The 21,402-nt window shown below is 58.7% G+C and carries 15 protein-coding genes; 8 read left to right on the forward strand and 7 right to left on the reverse strand.

Features of this window, described 5'->3' with window-relative positions; translation table 11 throughout:
* The first annotated feature begins 136 nt into the window (after window positions 1-136).
* From ACYVHX_RS05705 to ACYVHX_RS05725, 5 genes are read left to right on the forward strand one after another with little or no spacing between them, the layout of a single operon-like run.
* Window positions 137-1,567: a PP2C family protein-serine/threonine phosphatase gene (locus ACYVHX_RS05705; RefSeq protein WP_460670662.1), complete on the forward strand. Its 1,431-nt coding sequence runs from the start codon at window positions 137-139 to the stop codon at window positions 1,565-1,567.
* Window positions 1,567-3,132: a serine/threonine protein kinase gene (locus ACYVHX_RS05710; RefSeq protein ID WP_460670663.1), complete on the forward strand. Its 1,566-nt coding sequence runs from the start codon at window positions 1,567-1,569 to the stop codon at window positions 3,130-3,132. Before ACYVHX_RS05705 ends, ACYVHX_RS05710 begins: the two co-directional genes overlap by 1 nt.
* A 6-nt stretch (window positions 3,133-3,138) precedes the next feature.
* Entirely contained in the window at window positions 3,139-4,443 is a 1,305-nt protein-coding gene (locus ACYVHX_RS05715) for a serine/threonine protein kinase (protein ID WP_460670664.1), read from the forward strand.
* Between the two features lie 26 nt (window positions 4,444-4,469).
* Window positions 4,470-8,447, forward strand: coding sequence for an FtsW/RodA/SpoVE family cell cycle protein (locus ACYVHX_RS05720; RefSeq protein WP_460670665.1), 3,978 nt, complete (start codon window positions 4,470-4,472; stop codon window positions 8,445-8,447).
* Window positions 8,448-8,466: 19 nt separating this feature from the next.
* A complete protein-coding gene (locus ACYVHX_RS05725; RefSeq protein ID WP_460670666.1) occupies window positions 8,467-9,351 on the forward strand; it encodes an FHA domain-containing protein in 885 nt (294 codons plus the stop codon).
* A 16-nt stretch (window positions 9,352-9,367) separates the two neighbouring features.
* Here the strand turns inward: ACYVHX_RS05725 and ACYVHX_RS05730 are convergent, their stop codons facing one another.
* Together ACYVHX_RS05730 and ACYVHX_RS05735 are read right to left on the reverse strand one after the other, a co-directional pair.
* A complete protein-coding gene (locus ACYVHX_RS05730) occupies window positions 9,368-9,979 on the reverse strand; it encodes a hypothetical protein (RefSeq protein ID WP_460670667.1) in 612 nt (203 codons plus the stop codon).
* A complete protein-coding gene (locus ACYVHX_RS05735; RefSeq protein ID WP_460670668.1) occupies window positions 9,976-10,392 on the reverse strand; it encodes a hypothetical protein in 417 nt (138 codons plus the stop codon). The genes ACYVHX_RS05730 and ACYVHX_RS05735 overlap by 4 nt, the downstream gene beginning before the upstream one ends.
* Window positions 10,393-10,607: 215 nt before the next feature.
* On the opposite strand from ACYVHX_RS05735, the gene ACYVHX_RS05740 reads away from it, so the two are divergent.
* Window positions 10,608-12,875, forward strand: coding sequence for an NADP-dependent malic enzyme (locus ACYVHX_RS05740; RefSeq protein ID WP_460670669.1), 2,268 nt, complete (start codon window positions 10,608-10,610; stop codon window positions 12,873-12,875).
* Between the two features lie 16 nt (window positions 12,876-12,891).
* On the opposite strand, the gene ACYVHX_RS05745 is transcribed toward ACYVHX_RS05740, so the two are convergent.
* The 3 genes from ACYVHX_RS05745 to ACYVHX_RS05755 form a co-directional block, all read right to left on the reverse strand.
* Window positions 12,892-13,494, reverse strand: coding sequence for a hypothetical protein (locus ACYVHX_RS05745; RefSeq protein ID WP_460670670.1), 603 nt, complete (start codon window positions 13,492-13,494; stop codon window positions 12,892-12,894).
* 21 nt (window positions 13,495-13,515) lie between these two features.
* Window positions 13,516-13,965 carry a hypothetical protein gene (locus ACYVHX_RS05750; RefSeq protein ID WP_460670671.1) on the reverse strand — a complete coding sequence of 150 codons (450 nt, stop codon included), beginning with the start codon at window positions 13,963-13,965 and terminating at the stop codon, window positions 13,516-13,518.
* A gap of 111 nt (window positions 13,966-14,076) precedes the next feature.
* Window positions 14,077-14,712, reverse strand: a complete 636-nt coding sequence (locus tag ACYVHX_RS05755) for a response regulator transcription factor (RefSeq protein WP_460670672.1) — start codon at window positions 14,710-14,712, stop codon at window positions 14,077-14,079.
* A 144-nt stretch (window positions 14,713-14,856) separates the two neighbouring features.
* On the opposite strand from ACYVHX_RS05755, the gene ACYVHX_RS05760 reads away from it, so the two are divergent.
* Window positions 14,857-15,759 carry a metallophosphoesterase gene (locus ACYVHX_RS05760; protein WP_460670673.1) on the forward strand — a complete coding sequence of 301 codons (903 nt, stop codon included), beginning with the start codon at window positions 14,857-14,859 and terminating at the stop codon, window positions 15,757-15,759.
* Between the two features lie 50 nt (window positions 15,760-15,809).
* On the opposite strand, the gene bla is transcribed toward ACYVHX_RS05760, so the two are convergent.
* Together bla and ACYVHX_RS05770 are read right to left on the reverse strand one after the other, a co-directional pair.
* Window positions 15,810-16,889, reverse strand: a complete 1,080-nt coding sequence (bla, locus tag ACYVHX_RS05765; protein WP_460670674.1) for a class A beta-lactamase — start codon at window positions 16,887-16,889, stop codon at window positions 15,810-15,812.
* 33 nt (window positions 16,890-16,922) lie between these two features.
* Window positions 16,923-18,137, reverse strand: a complete 1,215-nt coding sequence (locus ACYVHX_RS05770) for a cystathionine gamma-synthase family protein (protein WP_460670675.1) — start codon at window positions 18,135-18,137, stop codon at window positions 16,923-16,925.
* Window positions 18,138-18,261: 124 nt separating this feature from the next.
* Here ACYVHX_RS05770 and ACYVHX_RS05775 point away from each other — a divergent pair, with 124 nt between their 5' ends.
* Window positions 18,262-21,384 carry a SusC/RagA family TonB-linked outer membrane protein gene (locus tag ACYVHX_RS05775; RefSeq protein WP_460670676.1) on the forward strand — a complete coding sequence of 1,041 codons (3,123 nt, stop codon included), beginning with the start codon at window positions 18,262-18,264 and terminating at the stop codon, window positions 21,382-21,384.
* Window positions 21,385-21,402: the final 18 nt, after the last annotated feature.

Consider the following 21,402-nt stretch of genomic DNA (forward strand, 5'->3'; position numbering starts at 1 on the left):
GTCGTCGTCTTGCTCCTGTTTGTCGGGTTTCTGGTGATCCGGCATTTTCAGGATTTACCCCGGTAAGGGAAACAACCGTTCGTTCTGGGTGTTGCCTTACTAAGCCATTTACTTAATTTCCGTTTCCCATTTCTGAATGAATTCGTTAGGAATCGCCGGACAGACCGATGTCGGCCAACGCCGAAAAGACAACCAGGATACGTTTATCTGCTCACCGATCTGGTCGGAAACCAGCGCCCTGCTGGCGGCCATCGACGGTGTGGGGGGCTATGCCGGGGGCGACCGGGCAGCCGCCATCGCGAAGGAGTCGATTGAGCAGTATATGGCCACGCCCAACGGCGATCCGCTGTCGATGCTGCGCGAAGCCGTAGTGTTTGCCAACAATCAAATTCACAAGGAACGCCAGCAAAACCCGCCCCTGGCGCAGATGGCCTGCGTGCTGACCACCGCCCTGGTCGATAGCCGGTTGCGGAAAGTGTACTTTGTGCACGTGGGCGACACCCGAATGTACCGGTTTCGGCAGGGCGTGCTTGAAAAACTGACGCGCGATCATTCGCTGGTCGGGATTCGGGAAGACGCCAACGAGCTGACCGAAACCGAAGCCATGCAGCACCCGCGCCGAAACGAGATTTTGCGGGATGTGGGCTCGCTGGCGCACCGGGTCGATGATCCGGATTTTCTGGAGTCGGGCGAAACCGGTTTTGAACCGGGCGACCAGCTCCTGTTGTGCAGCGACGGCCTGACGGATATGATCACGCAGGCCCAGATCCGGGCGGTTTTGGGCCGGAATCTGTCCCTCGAAGCCCAGGCCGCCGAACTGATTCGGGTGGCCAATCAGCAAGGCGGAAACGATAACATTACGGTGGTGCTGGCGCAGAACAACGCACCCGCCGGTGAGTCCGCCGTCGCAACGAAGGCCGGTAAAACCGCCCCGTCAAAACCGGTTTCGCCGGTTGTTCCCGAAACCGCTGCGCCCCCGGCAAAACCGGCTCCGCGCCGTTCGGGCGGTTTATGGCTTGTTCTGGGTTTGCTGCTGGTCGGCGTGGTGGCCGGAATCTGGTGGTACCAGGACCAGCCTTCGAGTCTGCACGCCGAAACCGGCGCCGACCGCTTGCCCGCCGTCAGCCGTTTGCCCGACACGGCATTCGTAGCGCCGACTTCCCGGCTGGATTCGCTGGTGCAGGCCGCCTACCGAACTCCCGACCATCAACTGACCTTGCCCGCCGATACGTTTCGGATTGAAAAACCGCTGCTGCTGACCGATTCGTTGCTGCGGATCGTGGGGGACGCTCGCCTGGCGGTTTTTCTGCCGGCCGATACGGCCCGGGCTGCGGTGGCGCTGCGGGTCCTGCGGTCGGGCCCGGCGCACCTGGAAAATATTCTGATCAGCGGTTTTAAAACCGGCATCGAAACCACGCGCGACACCAGGATGCAGCTTTCCAATGTGTACTTTCGCAACGTCGACGTGCCCGTTAGCGCGGCTGTTCGGCAGGACACGTTTCGCAATACGGTTTTTGGCGTTTCCGTACAGAATTTACCGGTTTCTACCCCAGCTCCCCGTCGTTAATGGCCACGATTCGATTTGATACCCGTTTTCCCGGCTACGAAGTGCTGAGCGAGTTAGGACGTAGCAACGCCCGCGTTCTGAAGGCGCGTCACCTGGCATCGGGCGATCTGGTGGCCATCAAACACTTTGCCCTCAATACCGATGCCGAAACGCTCCGGCGGTTTCAGCGGGAGTCGGCCATCATGACCAGCATCGCCCACCCCAACGTGGTCAAGGTGCGGGAAGTGCAACTGGAAGCCGAGCTGCCCTACATCGTGATGGAGCTGATTGAGGGCGGTAGCCTGAAAAACCTTCTTACCGGTCAAAACCGGGTGGGCGTTCCGACCCTCATCCGGCTGGGGCTGCAAATGGCCGAAGCTTTCAAAGCCATTCACCCGCAGGGCATTGTCCACCGCGACATCAAACCCGAAAACATTCTCTACCGCCCGTTGCCGAGTGGCGAACTGCATTTTCTGCTGACGGATTTTGGCGTCGCCCGGCTGCACGAACAGTCGAGCACGCTGACGGGGCAGTCGCTGATGACCTACGAATATGCCTCGCCCGAGCAGTTCAACGATCCGAAGAACGTCAATGCGGCCACGGACTATTATTCGCTGGGCGTGGTGCTCTACGAATGCCTGCACGGAAGCGTGCCGTTCGCCCTGGCCGATCATTCGGGCATCGTCACCTTCATGAACAAAGTGCTGAACGATGCGCCCCCGGCTTTGATCGTCTCGAATCAGGACCCGGCGCTGGTTCCGTTCACGGATTTGCTGCAGGGCCTTTTGCAGAAAAAAGCGGGGGAACGGCTGAGCGATCCGGACGAGCTGACGTGGCAACTGAAGCAGGCCGAACTGACCTATTTGCAGGCCGGGCGGGCGGGGCAGAGTGTTCGAAAAACCGTATCAGCCCCGGCGCTTCCGGACCGTGAACCACAAAAAACCGTCCCCTTCAGCGAACAGCCGGCCCCCGGGCCGGTGGAACCCGTCATTTCTCCGGTTTCCCCAAAACCGTCCGGAAATGGTTTGAAATGGGTGGTTTTGGGCGCGGTAATCGTGCTCGGACTGGCCGGACTGTATTTTGTTATCACCGATTTTGGGTCCAAACCGCTGGAGACGTTACGGACGCCCACGGATTCGACCGTTGCCGGGGTCCCGAATCAGGACCCGGCGGTTTCGGCTCCGCTGCCCGGCGTAGACACCCTGCAACTGCGGCTGGCCGAGGAAACCAAACGCCGGGAGCAACTGCGGGCGGAGGTGGCAGCCGCCGGAAAAGAACTCAATGCCGAGGTCCTGGATCTCAACGTGGGCCTGCTGGGAGGCATCAAAAACGTGCGGGTTCAACTCAACAATGCCAGCGCGTTTCCGTTTCCTTCGGTGGCGGTTCAGGTCAGTTATTACAAAGACAATGGCGGTCTTTACAAAACCGAAAAGATGTTTTTCAACAAGGTCGCGCCTAATTCATCACCCATTCGGACGGCTCCGAACAGCGATCGGGGAACCCGCGTCACGTGCAAAGTCCTGAAGTATGATCTTCCCCGGCTGGATTCGCTGATTCACCAAATCCCAACCGATTCGTTAAACTAAGTGTTCATGCCAACTGTAAGCGTCAATACGCATTTTCCCGGCTACGAAATCATCGGCGAAATTGGCCGCTCGAACGCCCGCGTTCTGAAGGCGCGTCACCTGGCATCGGGCGATCTGGTGGCCATCAAACATTTTGCCCTCAATACCGATGCCGAAACGCTCCGGCGGTTTCGGCTCGAATCGGAACTGATGACCAACATCCGGCACCCGAACGTCGTCAGCGTGCGGGAGGTGGCCCTGGAGCTGGCCATGCCGTTTATCGTCATGGAATGGATCGAGGGCGGCAGCCTCCGAACCCTCCTGAACGAAAAAAGAACGCTGGACGTGCCGGCCACCATCCGGCTGGGGCTGCAAATGGCCGAAGCCTTCAAAGCCATTCACCCGCAGGGCATTATTCACCGCGACATCAAACCCGAAAACATTCTCTACCGGCTGCTGCCCAGTGGTGAATTTCATTTTCTGCTGACGGATTTTGGCGTGGCCCGGCTGCGCGAACAGTCCCAGACCATGACGGGGCAGTCGCTGATGACCTACGAATATGCCTCCCCCGAGCAGTTTGACAATCCGAAAGGGGTGGATGTGGCCACGGATTACTATTCGCTGGGCGTGGTGCTCTACGAATGCCTGGCCGGAAAAGTGCCGTTTTCCATGACCGACAGCGCCGGCATTGCGTCGTTCATGAACCAGGTTCTGCGCACCGAAGCGCCTGCGCTACCCGCTGCGGAGCAAGCCATTCCGCCCAGCCTGGACACGCTCATTCACTGGATGCTGACGAAAGACCCGGCCCAGCGCCTGAGCGACGGCAACGAATTGCGGTTGTTGCTGGGGCAGGCCAACGTGGAACAATTGCAGGCCGGTCGGTCCGGCGAGCGGTTTGCGCCCGTGCCGAAGCGAACACGGGCCGCGCCCGTGCCGGTTTCGCCACCCACCGAGTCCGAAACCTCTGTGCCTGCGTACGAAGAAGAAGCCCGGTCGGGCGTCAACGGGTCGTGGATGATCGTGGGCGTAATCGCGGTTGCGGCTCTGATCGGTTTTTTCTTTTTTTACCGCAACCAGCCCACCACCTCCGGTTTTGAAACCGGGTCCGATTCGAGCCGGGTGGTCACGGATTCGCTGGAGTCGGCGGAAACGGTCGCGGATACGGCGGAGTCGGGCGGGGATTTTCCGGTCGAAGAAACACCGGCGGATTCCACCGCCACCGACCCCAATCCGGCGCCACCGACGGATACCGTCAACCGGGTTCCGGTCCCGCCAGCCGCGACGCCGGATTCAACCCGAGCGGCCCCGGATACGACCCGAACAGCCAACTAATTACTTACCAACCTAATCAGTAACGAATGAAATCAACTCCTGTTTCGTCCGGACGTTTGTATTTAGTGGGCGCCACGGTGATGTTGCTGCTGCTGTTTATCCGGCTGTATAGTAATCTGTTGCCAAATTTAAATCAGGCCAGCGAAGGGCTCGCGAACGGGCGGGTGTTAACCCTGACGGCGGGCGTTAAACCGGCGGCCATCCAGAGACTGCTCAGCACGGGAAATTATTACGAGGACACCAAAGACCGGGCCCTGGTTGCCGATTCGCTGGCCGCCAAACTGGCGTTGAACGGGTCGCCCGAAAATCTGGGGGCCGTCAACAAGCGGCAATTTTCGGTGCGCGCTCCGCTGGCCTGGCGCAGTTCGGTGGGCGGGGCCGATTTTCAGAGCCGGCTGCAACTGTCGCGGCAGCAAATGGGCTTCGACTCGGTGCTGTACGTCCGGGAGCGCACCAACCCGAAGGCTTACGCTTCCACGCTGGCGATTGGGGGCGGAAACCGGTCGGTTTCGGGCCGGGTGACCCGGGAAGAACTGCCGCTGTCGGGGGTGCTGGTGCAACTGAAACGCCACCCGCCCACGGCCCAGCCGGATACCTTGCAGGACCGGTTTTTCTACACCCGCACCGACGCCGACGGTCAGTTTTCGTTTACCGGCCTGAAAGCCGATTCGGCCTACAGCGTGGTGCCGCTCAAACCCGGTTTTGAGTTCGGGAGCCGCCGGGGAACGAGCCGCCTGGCAAGCGATCAATCCTATAATTTCGCGGCTCGACCGCACCAGATCCGGCCCATCGGCTCTGTGGTGTACGGCCAACTGAAAGCCGATCAGGCCGTTGTGGTCCGGACGCCTACGACGTTTACCGTGCACTTCTGGTCGATTGTGCTGCTGTTCCTGCTGGCTTTCTGGGCCGTTCAGGGCTTCTGGACGCTCCGGCGGTTTCAGCCCGATCCACTGCTGCTGCCGATCCTGCTGCTGCTCACCGGCATTTCCGTGCTGACCCTGCTGGCGATTCAGGACCCTTTGCAGGACACGCTCTACGCCTGGCAAACCCTCCAGGGCGTCGCGCTGGGTCTGCTGGGCCTGACGGTTTTGTCGCAGCTAAACCTGGGGCGTTTCTACACGAACCGGTGGTTTGACGCGCTGTTTGCCTTTCGAAACCGGTCGTCTGTCCGGCTGGTGGGCTGGACCTGGCTGGTGCTTGCCATTGGTCTGGCCGTTCTGACGCTGTTCGTCGGCACCGGGCCGGAAGGCAGTGGCGTTCGGGTGAACCTGTCACTGCTGGGGCTGACGTTTCAACCCAGTGAGATCACCAAATACCTGCTGCTGCTGTTCTTTGCCGGTTTTTTTGCCGCCAACGAGCAGCCGATCCGCGAATTGCCCGATTTGCGCTGGCGGTTTTCGGTGAGTTTCGGGGCGCTGGCGGGCGCCGGTTTGCTAATGCTGCTGTACCTGTTGCTGGGCGATATGGGTCCGGCGCTGGTGGTCTGTTTTACATTCCTTTTGTTTTACAGCATTGCCCGGGGTAATCTGGCCGTTACGCTGGCAACCGGCGTTGGCTATGGGCTGGCCCTGTGGCTGTTGCCCGGCTGGCTGGCGCTGCTGCTCAGTTTTGGCGCGCTGATGGGCTACCTGGTCTGGCGGGGTGATGCCCGTTCGACCACGGGGCTGGGCTGGGCTGCTTTGCTGACCGAAGCTCCCGTGCTGCTGTTGCTGGTCTTGTCGATGTTTTCCTTCGGCGATCTGCTGCCCTACGTGGGTGATCGGCTGGCCGACCGGAAAGCCATGTGGCTGAGTCCCTGGAACAACGATGTGTACGGCGGTGACCACCTGGCGCACGGTTTCTGGACCCTGGCGTCCGGCGGCTGGACGGGGCAGGGGCTGGGCAAAGGCTTCGCGGCTGCCATGCCCGCGGCCCATACCGACATGATTCTGCCGAGCGTGGGCGAAGAACTGGGCGGTTTGGGCGTCATCGCCGTGTTTCTGCTCTTCGGTATTCTGCTGCACCGGATCTTTTTGCAGGCCCGGCGGGCGGGGCAGCCGTTCAGCTTTTTTCTGGTGGCCGGTATTGCCATCGCGACGGGGGTGCAGTTTCTAATCATTGCGGGCGGCTCCATTGGTCTGGTGCCACTGACGGGCATCAGCGTGCCGTTTCTGAGTTACGGTAAGATTTCGCTGATTTTCAACCTGACGGCGATGGGGGCGGTTTTCAGCGTGGCGCACCGACCCGGGCAACTGGAACAGCGGCAGTACCTGGAAAAACATTACGATGCGGTTTTGATGGCCGGCATTTCGGGCTTTCTGATCGGCGTTGTCATTCTGATCGGGCGGCTCCTGCCGGTGATCGGCTGGCGCGGCAACGACTACATTGTGCGGCCTGTTCGGGTGGTGACGCGCTTTGGCGACCCGGTTTACAGCTACAACCCCCGCATTGAGCGATTGACCCGCAAACTGGCCTCCGGCACCATCTACGACCGCAACGGGCTGGTACTGGCAACGAGTGAGCCAGACATCGTGGCGCAACAAGCCGGGCGGCTGCGGCAAAGCGGACTCCCGGCGGACGAGTTGAATTCGCTGGTTCAGAAGCGGGTGCGACGGTTTTACCCGTTCGGCGAACAGCTTTTTTTCTGGGTCGGTGACCTGAACACGCAACTGTTCTGGGGGCAAAGCAACGGCTATTACGCCGAGGCCGCGCATTTCAGCGAGTTACGCGGGTTCAACAGCCGCCCCCGCAAAACCGATCTGGTGACCACCGACTACCGCGCCGACCGTTTCAGCCAGCCGGTGCCACAAACCCGGACCCTAACGGTGTATGATTACCGGGAGCTGGCCCCCGCGCTGCGGGCCGGCATCGACAGCCGCGAGGTGGAGGAACGCAAGGCCAAAAACCGGGATCTGAAACTGAGTGTCAACGCCGAGTTGCAGGTGGCGCTGCAAAAAGGGCTGGCGACGTCCGACTACCGCAACCACCGCCTTTCGGTCGTGGTCCTGGATGCGGCTTCGGGTGACGTGATGGCGTCGGCGATCCATCCACTGCCGAACCTGAAAACCCCCGAACCCATGCTGCTGGGCGACCGCGACCGGCTGAAACTGCCGTATCTGGTGACGGAACGGGATCTGGGCATGACTTATCCGACGGCGCCGGGCTCCACGGCGAAAATTTTAACGGCGATGTCCGCGTTTAATAAGCTGGGAGCGTCAGCTGCGGATGTGAGGTATTCAATTGGCTGTCAGGAGATTATCCGGCGAGGTGTTCGGGAGTCGGAACCCTGCGGAGAAACCGTGGATATGAAACGGGCCATTGTCCGGTCGAGCAACGTGTACTTTATCCGGCTGGCGAACGAGAACAAACTGGACGACCAACTGGCCAGTCTGTACCTGAAAACCGGCATGAATGTCGATTTTATCGGGGGGTATTCGTACGCCGATACGCATACCGAGCCGGAGCAGAAGCTCATTCGCCAGCATTGGCGCGATTCATCGTTCGTCGTCCGGCGGAATCTGTACCAGAGCAATCGCTACCCCCGGCGTTACCGGAGCGAGTTTTCGGGTCTGGCCTGGGGGCAGGGGCAACTTTCGGCCACGCCCGCGTCGATGGCCCGCATGGCCGGAGCCATTGCCAACCGGGGTGTTTTGCAGCCCTCGCGGTACGTGCTGAATCTGGCCGGAAAACCGCAACCGATTCCGGCGGGCACGACCCTGGGCCGACCGGAGTACGCCGAGCAGCTGGAAGCGTTTATGATTGAGCAGTCGAATCCGAACGGGGGCCGGAGCAAGATCAGCGCCGTTCGCGTGGCCGGAAAAACCGGGACGCCCGAGCGCATTGTCTTGGGCGAAAAAATCAACGACGGCTGGTACGTGTTCTTTGCGCCCACGCCCGACCGCCGATCCAAAACCGTGGTCTGCGTTCGGATTGAGCTGGGTGATTCGTCGGCCGATGCGGTTCAACTCGCCAATACCGTGGTGGCACCGATCTTACAAAAAAGGGGTTATTTAGGCAGCTTTTAATTTAAAACCGTCGTACAGTATGGGGATTCTGGAAACCGTCAAGAACCTGTTTGGATTTACCGCAACGCCGTCCGCTCCGCCGGCACCGGCAGAACGGAACGAACCGGCCACCAGTCCGGCCCGGCCCAAACCGGCGGGGCCTCCGCCGGCCGCTCAGCGACGCAACCAGATCATCCGGTTTGTGATCGAAAAGCTGCGGGCGTATCAGAACGAGCCGGAAAATGCGCCGGTCGGTCTGCGGTTGTTTGTGGTGAACGAAAGCGCCGAAGCGGAAGAGATTGACCGGGTGGCGTTGTGGACCAACCAGCCCGGCAAGTTTCAGGGCGAACTCCGCCGGCAGTTGGCGGACAATTACATCAGCCTGCCGCCGAACTGGCAATTTACCTGTGAATTTTTTCGGGATGCTTTACCGGATAGCACGTACCGCGAAGGCAATCTGGGCCTGAACGTTCTGGATAACAAAAAACCGGATGGTCCCGCGCAGGGGGCCACCCTCAAAACGCTGGTTGGCCAGACGGAACAGGCGGAATATGGGCTCGATCCGGCGCAGAAAACCAGTTTTTACATTGGACGCGGCCAGTCGACCCAGACCAGCTCGGGCCGGGTTCGGACCAACGACATTGTGATTCTGCCCGACGACGACCCCGGTTTTGACCCGCAGAAAGGGGCCGGAAACGGGGCGGTAAGCCGGGCGCACGCCACCATTCAGTACAACCCGGCGCAACGAAAATACACCCTGCTGGTCGATCCGGGCGGGCTACCGGCGAGCGGCAACAAAACGAAAATCATGCACCCGGACGATACCATCGAACGGGCGGACATTCCGGGCATGACGTATCCGCTCCAGGACGGCGACCAGATCGAGCTGGGCGGCAGTGTGACCTTGCTGTTTACGCTCCGGTGAACGGCCGGGCGGTTTTTTAACGCGTCCGCCCGCTTTGGTCAACGTACGGATCCATGAAATCCAGGTCGCATTCCGACGTGATCGCGGCCGTTTTCTGATGAACGATGGTCAGGCGGGAAACCTGCTCGGGCTGGCAATGCTCGTCAGGCCCCGCAGCGCTGACCGCCAGCGCCTGAATAGCGTCCTGTTCCCACTTTTCGTACGTCAGCGTCAGGGCGTTTCCCGAATCGCACCTGGAAAGGCGCTGGTTGCGGACGGTTTTCCGTTGACCGTGTTGCTTCACAAAAGCCTTTCGGAGCGGTTCGCCGAAGTCGCAGGTGATGCGAAACAGGCGGTTTTCGTAAAAAACCAGAAACAGCCGGGTGACCGGAATCCCCTGGATTGCCAGGCTGTCGGCCAGAAAGACCCGAATGCCCGCACAAGGCAGAGCGAGCGTTCCTTTGACTACCACCAGCTCCTGCTCCCGGAACCCGGACGAACGCAGCGAATCGGGCGTCGTCCGACCAATGAGAAACTCTCCCAGCCCGGCCAGCTTTGACTGGGCCCGCAACGGCTGAAGCAGGAAAGTAAACAGCCCAACGAGGGAGAAAAGGGAGAGGGCCGTCCGGCGGAATCGCTCCGTTTTCACCAGCTTAATTTCCCGAACGAATTGTTGTAAACTTTCCCCGGTTTCGGATGGGTAAACTTCAGGGCCGACCACACCGCGTTCACACTCAGGTTTTTGCTTTCGACCAGCCCGTAGTCATAGCCGATTTTAATCACGTTGGGAAGGGTCAGATCGGTGCCCTGCTGCCCCGCTTTCGGCCACGACACCCACAGGGTTCCGGTCGGTTTCAGATGCGCTTTCAGCTTCGGGAAATGCTCGTGAAGCTCGGCCTGGTTGGCGGCAAAAAGGTGAATGTAGTCAAAATCACCCCGGAGCTGGGTGTCGAGGTCGAGCGCGGGCGGAGCGATGGCGTCAATTGCATCGGCGGGTGCGTTGATAAAAACCGCCCGTGCGCCGGCTTGAAGCCCCATTTTGGCGGATACCGGTTTGGTCATAAGCGTCATTGAAAAGGTTGTTTTCGTCGGAACCGGCGGAATTTACAAACTTTAGGGCGTATCCCCTAAACCCCGAAAGGCCGGGCTGAAAATCAGATTTTACGGAACCGCCGGAAAGATATTTCGGTCGAAAGTCGGGGATTGGTGAGGATTTAACGGTTTGATTGGCTTCCTTGGAGAATCAATGCGATTCACTGACTTCAGCTCCCGAAACAATGCAGCAGACCATTCGGCGCGAGGACGCCCTTGAGTATCATGCCAAAGGCCGCCCCGGAAAAATTGAAGTAATCCCCTCCAAAGAATACACGACGCAGCGGGATCTTTCGCTGGCCTATTCGCCCGGTGTGGCCGAACCTTGCCTGGCCATTGCCGCCAACCCCGACGACGCGTTTATCTACACGGCCAAAGGCAATCTGGTCGCCGTCATCAGCAACGGAACGGCGGTTTTGGGGCTGGGCGATATTGGCGCGCTCGCCAGCAAGCCCGTTATGGAAGGGAAGGGTCTGCTGTTCAAGATTTACGCCGATATCGATGTGTTTGACATCGAGTTGAATACAACCAATATCGACGAGTTTGTCCGGACCGTCAAAATTCTGGAACCGACGTTTGGCGGGGTGAATCTGGAAGACATCAAGGCCCCCGAATGCTTCGAAATCGAGCAAAAACTCAAGCAGGAACTGAGCATTCCGATCATGCACGACGACCAGCACGGCACGGCAATCGTGAGCGGGGCCGCCCTGCTGAACGCGCTTGAACTCGTTCACAAACAGATCGATACGGTGCAGTTTGTCATTCTGGGGGCGGGGGCTGCGGCCATTTCGTGCGCCAATCAGTACGTGGCGCTGGGGGCCAGGCGCGAGAACATGGTGATGTTCGACGTTCACGGGCCGCTCCGCACCGACCGCACGGACCTGAATGCGATTACGCGCCCGTTTGCCACCAGCCGGGAAATACACTTGCTGGCCGATGCGTTTGCCGGGGCCGATGTGTTTATCGGTTTGTCGAAAGGCAATATCGTCAGTCAGGACCTGATCCGTTCGATGGCGAAGGACGCGATTGTGTTTGCAATGGCGAACCCGACGCCCGAAATCAGCTACCAGGACGCCATCGACGCCCGGCCGGACCTGATCATGGCCACGGGGCGTTCCGATTATCCGAACCAGGTAAACAACGTGCTCGGATTTCCGTACATTTTTCGGGGTGCGCTGGATGTGCGCGCCACCGAAATCAACGAAGCGATGAAGCTGGCGGCTACCTTCGCCCTGGCGGAGCTCGCCAAAAAACCGGTGCCCGATCTGGTCAATCTGGCTTACAATGAGCCGAATATGATTTTTAGCCGGAACTACATTCTGCCCAAACCCGTTGATCCGCGCTTGTTGATCACGGTGGCGCCCGCCGTGGCAAAAGCCGCGATGGAGTCGGGGGTGGCCCGGCTCCCGATTCAGGACTGGGACGCGTATGAGCAACAACTGGCCCGGCGGATCGGACAGGAAAACCCCATTTCGCGGGTCATTCTGACCAAAGCAAAAGCGGGTCCGAAGCGCGTCGTTTTCACGGATGCGGAAAATCTGAAGGTTTTGAAAGCGGCTCAGCAGGTGCGCGACGAAGGCATTGCCTACCCCATTTTGCTGGGCGAAATCGCCAAGATTCAGCAATTGATTACGAGCAATAGCCTCGATCTGGGGCAAATACCGATCATTGACCCGCGTTCGCCCGAACAGGAGGCCCTGGTGCAGCGCTTTGGTGATCTGTATTTCGAAAAGCGAAAACGCAAGGGCGTCAACCGGGCGGAGTCGCAGAAACTGATGAACATCCGCAACTATTTCGGCGCGATGATGGTCGAAACCGGGGAGGCCGATGCTTTGATTTCGGGGCTGACCCGCAGCTACCCCGAAGCCATTCGGCCCGCCTTGCAGATTATTGGCAAAGCGCCCGGCGTCCGGAAAGTAGCGGGGATGTACATTCTGCTGACGAAATACGGGCCGCTGTTTTTCTCGGATACCACCGTCAACTTCAATCCGTCGTGCGAAGAAATTGTGGAAATCACCGAACTGACCGCGCGGACAGTCGAACGGTTTAACATCAAGCCCCGGATTGCCCTGGTGACCTACTCGAATTTTGGCAGCGCCAAGGGCGACGATGCCGAGAAAATGAACCGGGCGGTCGAAATCCTGCAACGCAAACACCCCGACCTGATCGTGGACGGCGAAATTCAGGCGCACCTGGCTTTCGACACCGACCTGCTCCGGCAGAATCATCCCTTTAGTCAGCTGGTGGAGGAAGGGGCCAATACGCTGATTTTTCCGAACCTGTCGGCGGCCAACATTGCCTACAACCTGATGCGCGAAGCCGCCGGTCTGGACACCATCGGCCCCATTCTGCTCGGGATTCACAAACCGGTTTATGTGCTGCAAATGGGGTCATCCGAACGCGAAATTGTGAACATGGTGGCCATCGCCGTGGTGGAAGCGCAGGGGCGGTGAGACAAAACCGGGCTGTTTACCGGAGTTTAAAACCGTACGAAACCCCCAGCGTCAGCAGGTTACTGCCTTTGGCGAAACTGGTGAAAAAACCGGCATTGATGTCCAGAAAACCGCCTTGCCGCAGGGGCAGGAGGTAACCGCCACCCCCTTCCAGCCGGAATGAGGACCGCATGTGTTCGCTGGCGGCCACATCCAGCCCCGCCAGTACGTCGGCGTGCAGCCGGTCGGTCAGGAACAGGCGCGGCCCAACCCCCAGCGGCACGTTGAGGGCCGTCACCCTTTCGTTGCGGCTGGCGTAACTCATGTACATCGTATTGAAGCCGAAACCCGAAATCGGATTGTAGCCGTACCCCAGGTAGGCATACGGGTTCAGAGACGCGTAGTTGATGCGGAAAAGCTCAAGACCGGCCCGGGCCGTCAGGGCCAGCTTCGGGAGCACCGGATACTGAAACCGGGCGTCAAAGCCCGCGCCGAAGGTCAGCGGTTTATAGCGTCCTACCGGCATATTCAGGTGGACACCGCCAAAGAACAGGGGATCGCTGGCCTGGCCAAAAACCGGGCTGAAGTGGCCTCCCCCGGCGAGGCCACCCAGCAGCAGGCAAAGAAGCAGCTTTTTCATCGGTGCAGCGGAAAAACCGGGTTATTTCTTGGCGATGAAGACCAGCGCGAGACTTTCTTTGGTCTGCGGATCGGTTTCGGACAGGTTGAAAATGATGTTGTCGCCGTCGGCATCCGCCACCAGTTCACCGTCCACGTAAAGGCCGTAGGCTTCGCTGGTTTTTCGGACTTCCACCTGATTGATGTCGATGGTGGCGTCCTGCTGGCCCGTGGCCTTCAGCGTCAGCGTCAGCGTCACGTTATCCTCGGAATTGGGGCTTAATTTGACCGTTCCCGAAATGGTCTGGCCGTTCTGGGTATACGGCATGGTGGGCAGGTTGATCTGGTCGGAACCGGATTCGTAGCGGAATGAACTGAGCGTGTACGTACCGGCGACCACATCGGCCGGGTTCTGGGGTTGCGGATCGTTTTCGGTTTTTTTACAGGCACCAAAAACCAGCAGGGCGAACAGAAAAAGAACGAGCGTTTTCATGCGATTGGATTGTTTTGCGAGTGAACATGGTAAATGACTGAGGCAAAACTACCGGTCGGTTCCGGGTCCGACAATACCGCATTTGTATGATTTTTAGGCGCGTAAGCGGGGTTATTTCCGGCCTAAATATTTATTAACGGCCTCCACTTTGGAGTGGACCTGTAACTTTTCGTAGATGTTGAAAATGTGCTTGCGAACCGTCGTCGGGCTGACGAACAATTCGGTGGCGACTTCCTTGTGGCTGTGCCCTTTCGCCAGCCGGTCCAGAATTTCGCGCTCGCGGGCGGTCAGCACCTCCAGCTCGCTGGCCGAGGATGCGCCGGCGTGAAACGAACCCGCAATTTTGCGGGCAATGGTGCTGCTCATGGGCGCTCCGCCTTCGTGGAGTTCGGTGATGGCTTCGAGCAGTTTGTGGGGTGGACTGCGTTTCAGAATATAAGCCGTCGCCCCGGCTTTCAGCGCGTCAAAGACGGTTTCGTCCTCGTCGTATACCGTACACATCATGAACTGGGTTTGCGGGCAAAGCGGTTTTAGCTGCCGCACGCAGTCGATGCCGCTCATGCCGGGCAGGTCGATGTCCATCAGCACCACATCCACGGGTTGCTGCGACAACTGATCGAGCGCGTCTTCAGCGGTTTCGAAAGTCGATCGGCACACAAAACCGTCGGCTCCGTCGACCAGAATGGCCAGCGACTGCCGGATGGGCTCCTTGTCTTCGACAATAGCAACCGAAATCAGGGTTTTCATCCGGCAATATTGGACTATTTTTGGGTGAAATGCCATACTACATTTGCAGTATTTTATTGGAAGCGTTTGGGGCAGCATAGACCGACAATTCCAGTAGAGTGAAAAAACCGCATTCTTTTACCGAATCATAAAACCAGGTTAGCTATGTCGAAAGCAGTTGCCGTTCTCTTTGTTCTCTGGCTCGGGCTGGTCAGCAACCGGTCGCTGGCGCAAACCGACCGCCCCTTGTTCACTTTCGGTGTGATGACGGACGTACAATACTGCGATTGCGAAACCGCCGGAACGCGCCATTACCGGTCTTCCCTACGCAAACTGACCGAAGCCATCCGGACGTTCAATCAGGAGAAGGTGGCGTTTGTGTTGCACCTCGGCGATTTTATTGACCGTGATTTCCGGAGTTACGACACCCTGAATACGCTGGTCAGGCGATTGAACCGGCCGCTCTATCAGGTGCTGGGCAACCACGACTTTTCGGTTCAGCAGGAGGAAATTGAAAAAGTGCCGGCGCTTTTGGGAATGAAAAACCGGTATTACTCCTTTACCCGAAACCGCTGGCGGTTCATCGTGCTGGATGGCAATGATCTCAGCGTGTACGGAAACCCGAAGACCAGTCCGGCTTATGCCGAAGCCGTTGGTCGGCTGGAAGCGATGAAGGCCCGGCAGGCGCCCAACGCCCAGGTCTGGAACGGCGGACTGGGCACCCGGCAGATTCAGTGGCTCAGACAGGAACTGGCTGCGGCTGCTAAAAAAGGCCAGAAAGTGCTGGTGCTCGGTCATATGCCGCTCTGGCCGGAAACGGACCCGCACAACCTGTGGAACGCGGAGGAAGTGCGGGTCCTGCTGGAAAACCAGCCGAATGTGCTGGCGTACTTCAACGGCCATGTGCACCAGCCGAGTCATTCAGTACACAAGGGCCTTCATTTTGTTACGTTCAAAGGCATGGTCGAAAAAGAAGAAAATGCGTACGCCATCATTACCGTTTACCGCGATTCTGTCCGGATAACCGGCTATGCCTCGGAAGCGGATCGGGTGTTAACGAAGGACTAAACTGGCGGGGCGTCTGGTGTAGCGGGTCAGCACCAGACGGCCGGCGCCGGTCAACGATCCTTTGGGGAACCAACCGCCGGCTGAAACAGAAAATAGTCGTAAATCGTGCGGCTCAGGTGGGCGATGGTTTGCTCGCGTTCGGCCGATGCCTGGGCGGAGGCCGTAATGAAAACCGCCAGAACGATGTGCCCCGCGTCGCCCGGCAGGGTGATGAAGCCCACGTCGTCGGTGGCGCTGGAATTCAGCGAGCCGGTTTTGTGGGCGACGACGGTTTCGGGCGGCAGGAAGCCTTTGATGCGCGCCTGACCACCCCGGCAGCGTTCCATGACGGCCAGCAGCAGGTCGCGGTTTTCGGGTTTGAGGGCTTTGGCCTGGTAAATCTGGGTCAGCAGGTTCACCATCGCTTCCGGCGTGGCGGTGTCGCGCGGGTCCTGTTCCAGTTTCAGGGCGGCTGCCCGGCGGATTTCCGGGGTGGCCGCAGCGCCGAGCTGATCGTAGAATCCGACCGTCCACTGCTCCACCGGCGGGAGCGTAACGCCTTCCAAATCCGCAATCAGCTGGACAATGGTCCGGTCGACCGACATGCCTTCGATGCCCAGAGCTTTCAGCCGCGCCCGGACGGGCTCGACCCCACCGACCAGATTCAGCAGAATATCCGTGGCAGAATTGTCGCTGATGACCATCATCAGTTCGAGCAGGTTCTCGACCGACAGCTGAACACCCGGTTTGGCAAACAGCGTTTCGAGCGTGCCGCTGCCGGGGTGCAGGTCCGATGGTTTCAGGTCCACCATGGTTCGCAGCGAGAGTTCCCCTTTCTCAATTTTGTTGAACAATTCGACGGCAATCGCCACTTTCACGGTGCTGGCCATCGGAAACTTTTCGTGGCGATTCAGGCTGATCTGCCGGCCGGATTCGAGGTGCAGAGCGCACACGCCGACTTTGCCTTTGGCGAGTCTGGCAATGCGTTCCAGCTCCTGATTCAACCGTTGCTCCGCGACATTCGGAACCGTTGGCGCGGGCGCAGCCGCTGCGGTTTTATTTTTTTTCGACTGACTAAAACCGGGTGTGCCAAGCAGCAGGAGCAGGCCGAACATCAGCAGCCGGGCCGGGCGGTATACAGGTATTTTCATCGTAACCAGTGGGGTAAGGGTTTGGGGTGCGGTTCAGGCGCCAGCGTTTTCGACTGCGTGATTTGTTTCGATGGCGGCCAGTGCCTGTTCCAGGTCGGCGATCAGATCCTCCACGTTTTCGATGCCGACCGAATACCGGATCAAACTTTCGGGGATGCCGAGCTGGGCGCGCTGGGCCTCCGTCAGTTCAACGTGGCTGGTGGTGCGCGGTGGACCGGCCAGTGTGCTCACCGATCCCAGGCTGGCGGCCAGGTGCACAAACCGCAGGCTGGTCAGGAAGGTTTTCACGTCCTCGTAATTGCCTTTCAGCGAGAAACTTAACACCCCGCCAAAACCGCTCATCTGCGCGGCCGCAATGGCGTGGCCGGGATGCGTTTCGAGTCCGGGATAAAACACATCGCTGACGGTGGGGTGGGCTTTCAAAAACCGGGCAATTGTCAGGGCCGACGCATTTTGCCGCTCAATCCGGAGTTCGAGCGTTTTCAGGCCCCGGGCAATCAGGTAGGCAGGTTCGGCCTGCAGGCTGGCCCCGTTGATTTCCCGAAACCGGAAGACTTTTTCGACCAGTTCCTGTTTGCCGCACAACACCCCGCCCATCGCGTCGGAATGCCCGCAAAGAAACTTTGTCGCGCTGTGAATCACCAGGTCGGCTCCCAGTTTCAGGGGATTCTGGTTGATGGGCGTTGCAAACGTATTGTCCACCACGACCACCGCACCGACTTGCCGGGCGGCTGCGGCCAGGCGCCGAATATCAACCACTTTCAGCGTCGGGTTGGTGGGTGTTTCCAGATAGACGAGGTCGCAGCCTTTGGCGATCTCGGTTTCCATCGCTTCGTGATCGCCGGTTTCGCAGAGCGTCACCTGAATCTGGTAGGTGGGCAGAAAATCGAGGAAAAGCCGGCTGGTGCCGCCGTATGTATCCTTGATTGAAACCACGCGCCTGCCGGGACCGAGCAGGGCGAACAGGGTGTTGCTGATGCCGCCCATGCCCGTCGCAAAGGACGTGGCGGCTTCGGCCCCTTCCAGAATCCGGATTTTTTCTTCCAGAACGTGCACCGTCGGGTTGGTGTTCCGGCTGTAAATATGACCGGCGGTTTTTCCGGTGGCGACCTCGTACCATTCGTCGAGATCGTGGTAGGCAAAAGCAACGCTGTTGACAATCGGCGAGGTGGTGGCTCCCTGGCTGAAAACCGCGTCCTCACCGGCCCAGACGGCGGTGGTTCCTTTTCGTTGTTCAAGAAAATCCATTATGGGTCCCGTACGTGACAGAATAATATTCGTTGACTGGCAAAAATTGCAAAATTTTAGATAAATGCTAAACTTGCCATGAAATTGTTTTCATCCATTTTTTAACCTAACGAGCTGGGAGAGTATGAAGCAACTAGTACGTATTTACATGGGTCTGGCCTTACTTTTCTGTTCGTCGCTGGGGATAGCGCAGCAGATCGAAGTCAGTGGCCGGGTCACTTCCGGGAGCGATGATACCGCCTTGCCGGGCGTCAATGTGTCGGTTAAAGGCACCACCACCGGAACGCTGACCGATGCGGACGGGCGGTACAGCGTCCGGGTGAATTCGGGCACAACCACGATGGTGTTCAGCTACATCGGTTTTGAAACGCAGGAGATTCAGGTTGAAAACCGCCGGAGCATCGACGTGGTGCTGCGGCAGGACAGCAAGATGCTCAACGAAGTGGTGGTAACGGCCCTCGGCATCAGCCGGGATAAAAAAGCGCTGGGCTATGCGGCCCAGAATGTCAATTCGGAGGAGCTGCTGCAAAACCGGCAGACCAACATGGTCAATGCGTTGCAGGGGAAAGTGGCCGGGGTCACCATCTCCAGCACGGGCGGAGCACCGGGCCAGGGCGCCCGGATTCTGATTCGGGGCATCAACTCCATCGACGTTACCCGCGACAACCAGCCGCTTTTTGTGGTCGATGGCGTTTTGTTCGACAACAGCACGACGACGGGAACCGCCAATTCGGGCGCGGAATTCCGGGGCATGTCGAACCGGGCCGCGGACATCAATCCGGACGACATTGAAACGATCAACATCCTGAAAGGCGGAGCCGCCACGGCCCTGTACGGTTTACGGGGCGCCAACGGCGTGGTGGTGATCACCACCAAATCGGGCAAAACCGGGGCGCTTCGGGGCAGTTTCAACAGCACCTTCGGCGTCGAAAATGTAAACAAATTCCCGGAAGTGCAGGATCAATACACCATCGGGTATTCGGGGGTTTACAATCCGCAGGATTTCTTTCCGTCCTGGGGGCCAACCGTGGCTGATGCCATCAAAATCGACCCGACGCACCCGCAGAAACTCTACAATCACTTCAAGGACGCCTACCAAACCGGCAAACAGTACCAGAACAACCTGTCCTTTTCGGGCGGAAATGAGAAAATCAACTTCCTGTCGTCCATCGGCCACCTGCGGCACGAAGGCGTTATTCCGTTCACCAACTTCAACAAACTGTCGGTGCGCCTGAACACGAATGTCAAGTTCAGCGAGAAGTTTTCGACCAACGCCAATCTAAACTTTATCAATTCGGGCGGGGACCGCTACAATGCCGACCGTTACAACGAAAGCCTGAGCTACTGGTCACCGCGCTACGACGTTCAGGATTACCTGAATCCGGACGGTTCCTACAAAACCTACGGCAACGGCAACCCGATTTACGGAGCGATGACGAACAAACTGCGCGATAACGTGAACCGGCTGGTGGGCGGACTGAACTTCATGTATTCGCCCCTCAAATGGCTGACGTTCAACTACCGCGTCGGGCTGGATACGTATTCGGAAGACCGCAAACGAACGGCGCCCGGCCCTTCCGGCATTGCCAACGAACGGCTGTACGAAGACAACGTGCGCGGTTTTATTTACCAGTATCACACCAACTTCCGGGCCATTACCTCGACCTTTGCGGCCAGCGCCACGACCCGGTTTGGGGAGAGCCTGAACGCAACGCTGCGGCTCGGGCATGATTTGTACGATCGCCAGATTCGGACGTTCGGCGCGGAAGGCAACGAGTTAACGGTTTACAACTATTTTGACCTGCGGAACGCCAAGACCATCACGCCCACGCAATCGGCGGAGGACTACCGGCTGATGGGGGTTTTCGGCGAACTGACGCTCGATTACAAGGATTACCTGTTTCTGACGCTGACGGGCCGGAACGACATCACCTCGTCGCTGCAGGCTCCGAACAATTCCTTTCTCTACCCATCCGTGAGCGTAGGCTACCTGTTCTCGCAGCAGTTGAAACTGCCGACGGTCATCACGATGGGCAAGCTCCGGGCTTCCTACGCCCGGATCGGGAAGGACGCGGCCCCGTATTCGACGGTGACGGGCTACGCAGCCTACACGCAACTGCCGTCGGGAACGACCGGTTTTACGCGCGGGTCGCTGCTGGGCGATCCGAACCTGCGGCCGGAATTTACGGATACCTTCGAAGGGGGGCTGGAAATGAGCTTTCTGAACAACCGGCTGGGGCTGGATTTTACGTACTACCATTCGATCAGCCGTGACCAGATTATTCAGGTTGATGTGACCTCCTCGACCGGTTACGTGAAAGCCGCCATCAACTCCGGCTCGATGCGGAACAAGGGGATTGAACTGGTGCTGCGGGCCACGCCGATCCGGAAAGGCCGGCTAAACTGGGATGTCAATTTCAATTTTTCGGCCAACCGCAACAAAATCCTGAGCCTGCGCGAGGGACTGACGGAAATCAACTACGCATCGCAGTTTGGCTATTCGAGTTCGACGGTCACCATGAAGCTTATTCCGGGCTACGCCTACGGCAACCTCTACGGCCGGAGCTACCGCCGGTATTACGCCAATTCGTCGGAGGAAGACCCGGTTTTGCTGGATCGCAGCCGCCCGGTCGTGATCGGCGCCAACGGTTTTCCGGTTATCAACACGGCGCAGAAACTGCTCGGCAATTCGCAGCCCGACTGGATTGGTGGTCTGAACAACACGCTGCGCTACGGCAATTTCACGCTCTCGGCCCTGTTTGATGCCCGCGTTGGCCAGGATCGGTACAACCAGCTGGATAACTTCTTCTCGGCCTTCGGAATTGCCAAATACACCGAAGACCGGAACGATACGAAGGTGTTTGAAGGCGTACTGGCCGACGGCACGCCGAACACCAAGCCGGTCTGGCTCGGCCAGGGCAAAGGTCCGGACGGCGTCGATTATACCAACGGTTTTTACCGGAACGTTTACCGGGGTGTGTCCGAAAATTTCATCGAAGATGCGTCCTGGGTCCGGCTGCGTTCGGTGAGCGTATCGTATTCGCTGCCGACCGCGATCCTGAAAAACACGTTCATCAAAAACGTGCGGCTGAGCGCAACGGGCAACAACCTGGCGCTGTGGACCAACTACAGCGGCTACGATCCCGAAACCAGCTCCAGCAGCGCCGGTAGCAATGTCGACGGCTTTACCGGTTTTACGTACCCGGCGGTTCGCAGCTTCCTGTTTTCGCTGAACGTTGATTTTTAAGTCACCCTCAATTTGCTG

The organism is Larkinella ripae (assembly GCF_054780775.1).

Coding starts and splice junctions, on each gene's coding strand:
- ACYVHX_RS05705 (WP_460670662.1), top strand. CDS start 137: ATGAATTCGTTAGGAATCGCCGGACAGACCGATGTCGGCCAACGCCGA.
- ACYVHX_RS05710 (WP_460670663.1), top strand. CDS start 1,567: ATGGCCACGATTCGATTTGATACCCGTTTTCCCGGCTACGAAGTGCTG.
- ACYVHX_RS05715 (WP_460670664.1), top strand. CDS start 3,139: ATGCCAACTGTAAGCGTCAATACGCATTTTCCCGGCTACGAAATCATC.
- ACYVHX_RS05720 (WP_460670665.1), top strand. CDS start 4,470: ATGAAATCAACTCCTGTTTCGTCCGGACGTTTGTATTTAGTGGGCGCC.
- ACYVHX_RS05725 (WP_460670666.1), top strand. CDS start 8,467: ATGGGGATTCTGGAAACCGTCAAGAACCTGTTTGGATTTACCGCAACG.
- ACYVHX_RS05735 (WP_460670668.1), bottom strand. CDS start 10,392: ATGACCAAACCGGTATCCGCCAAAATGGGGCTTCAAGCCGGCGCACGG.
- ACYVHX_RS05740 (WP_460670669.1), top strand. CDS start 10,608: ATGCAGCAGACCATTCGGCGCGAGGACGCCCTTGAGTATCATGCCAAA.
- ACYVHX_RS05745 (WP_460670670.1), bottom strand. CDS start 13,494: ATGAAAAAGCTGCTTCTTTGCCTGCTGCTGGGTGGCCTCGCCGGGGGA.
- ACYVHX_RS05750 (WP_460670671.1), bottom strand. CDS start 13,965: ATGAAAACGCTCGTTCTTTTTCTGTTCGCCCTGCTGGTTTTTGGTGCC.
- ACYVHX_RS05755 (WP_460670672.1), bottom strand. CDS start 14,712: ATGAAAACCCTGATTTCGGTTGCTATTGTCGAAGACAAGGAGCCCATC.
- ACYVHX_RS05760 (WP_460670673.1), top strand. CDS start 14,857: ATGTCGAAAGCAGTTGCCGTTCTCTTTGTTCTCTGGCTCGGGCTGGTC.
- bla (WP_460670674.1), bottom strand. CDS start 16,889: ATGAAAATACCTGTATACCGCCCGGCCCGGCTGCTGATGTTCGGCCTG.
- ACYVHX_RS05770 (WP_460670675.1), bottom strand. CDS start 18,137: ATGGATTTTCTTGAACAACGAAAAGGAACCACCGCCGTCTGGGCCGGT.
- ACYVHX_RS05775 (WP_460670676.1), top strand. CDS start 18,262: ATGAAGCAACTAGTACGTATTTACATGGGTCTGGCCTTACTTTTCTGT.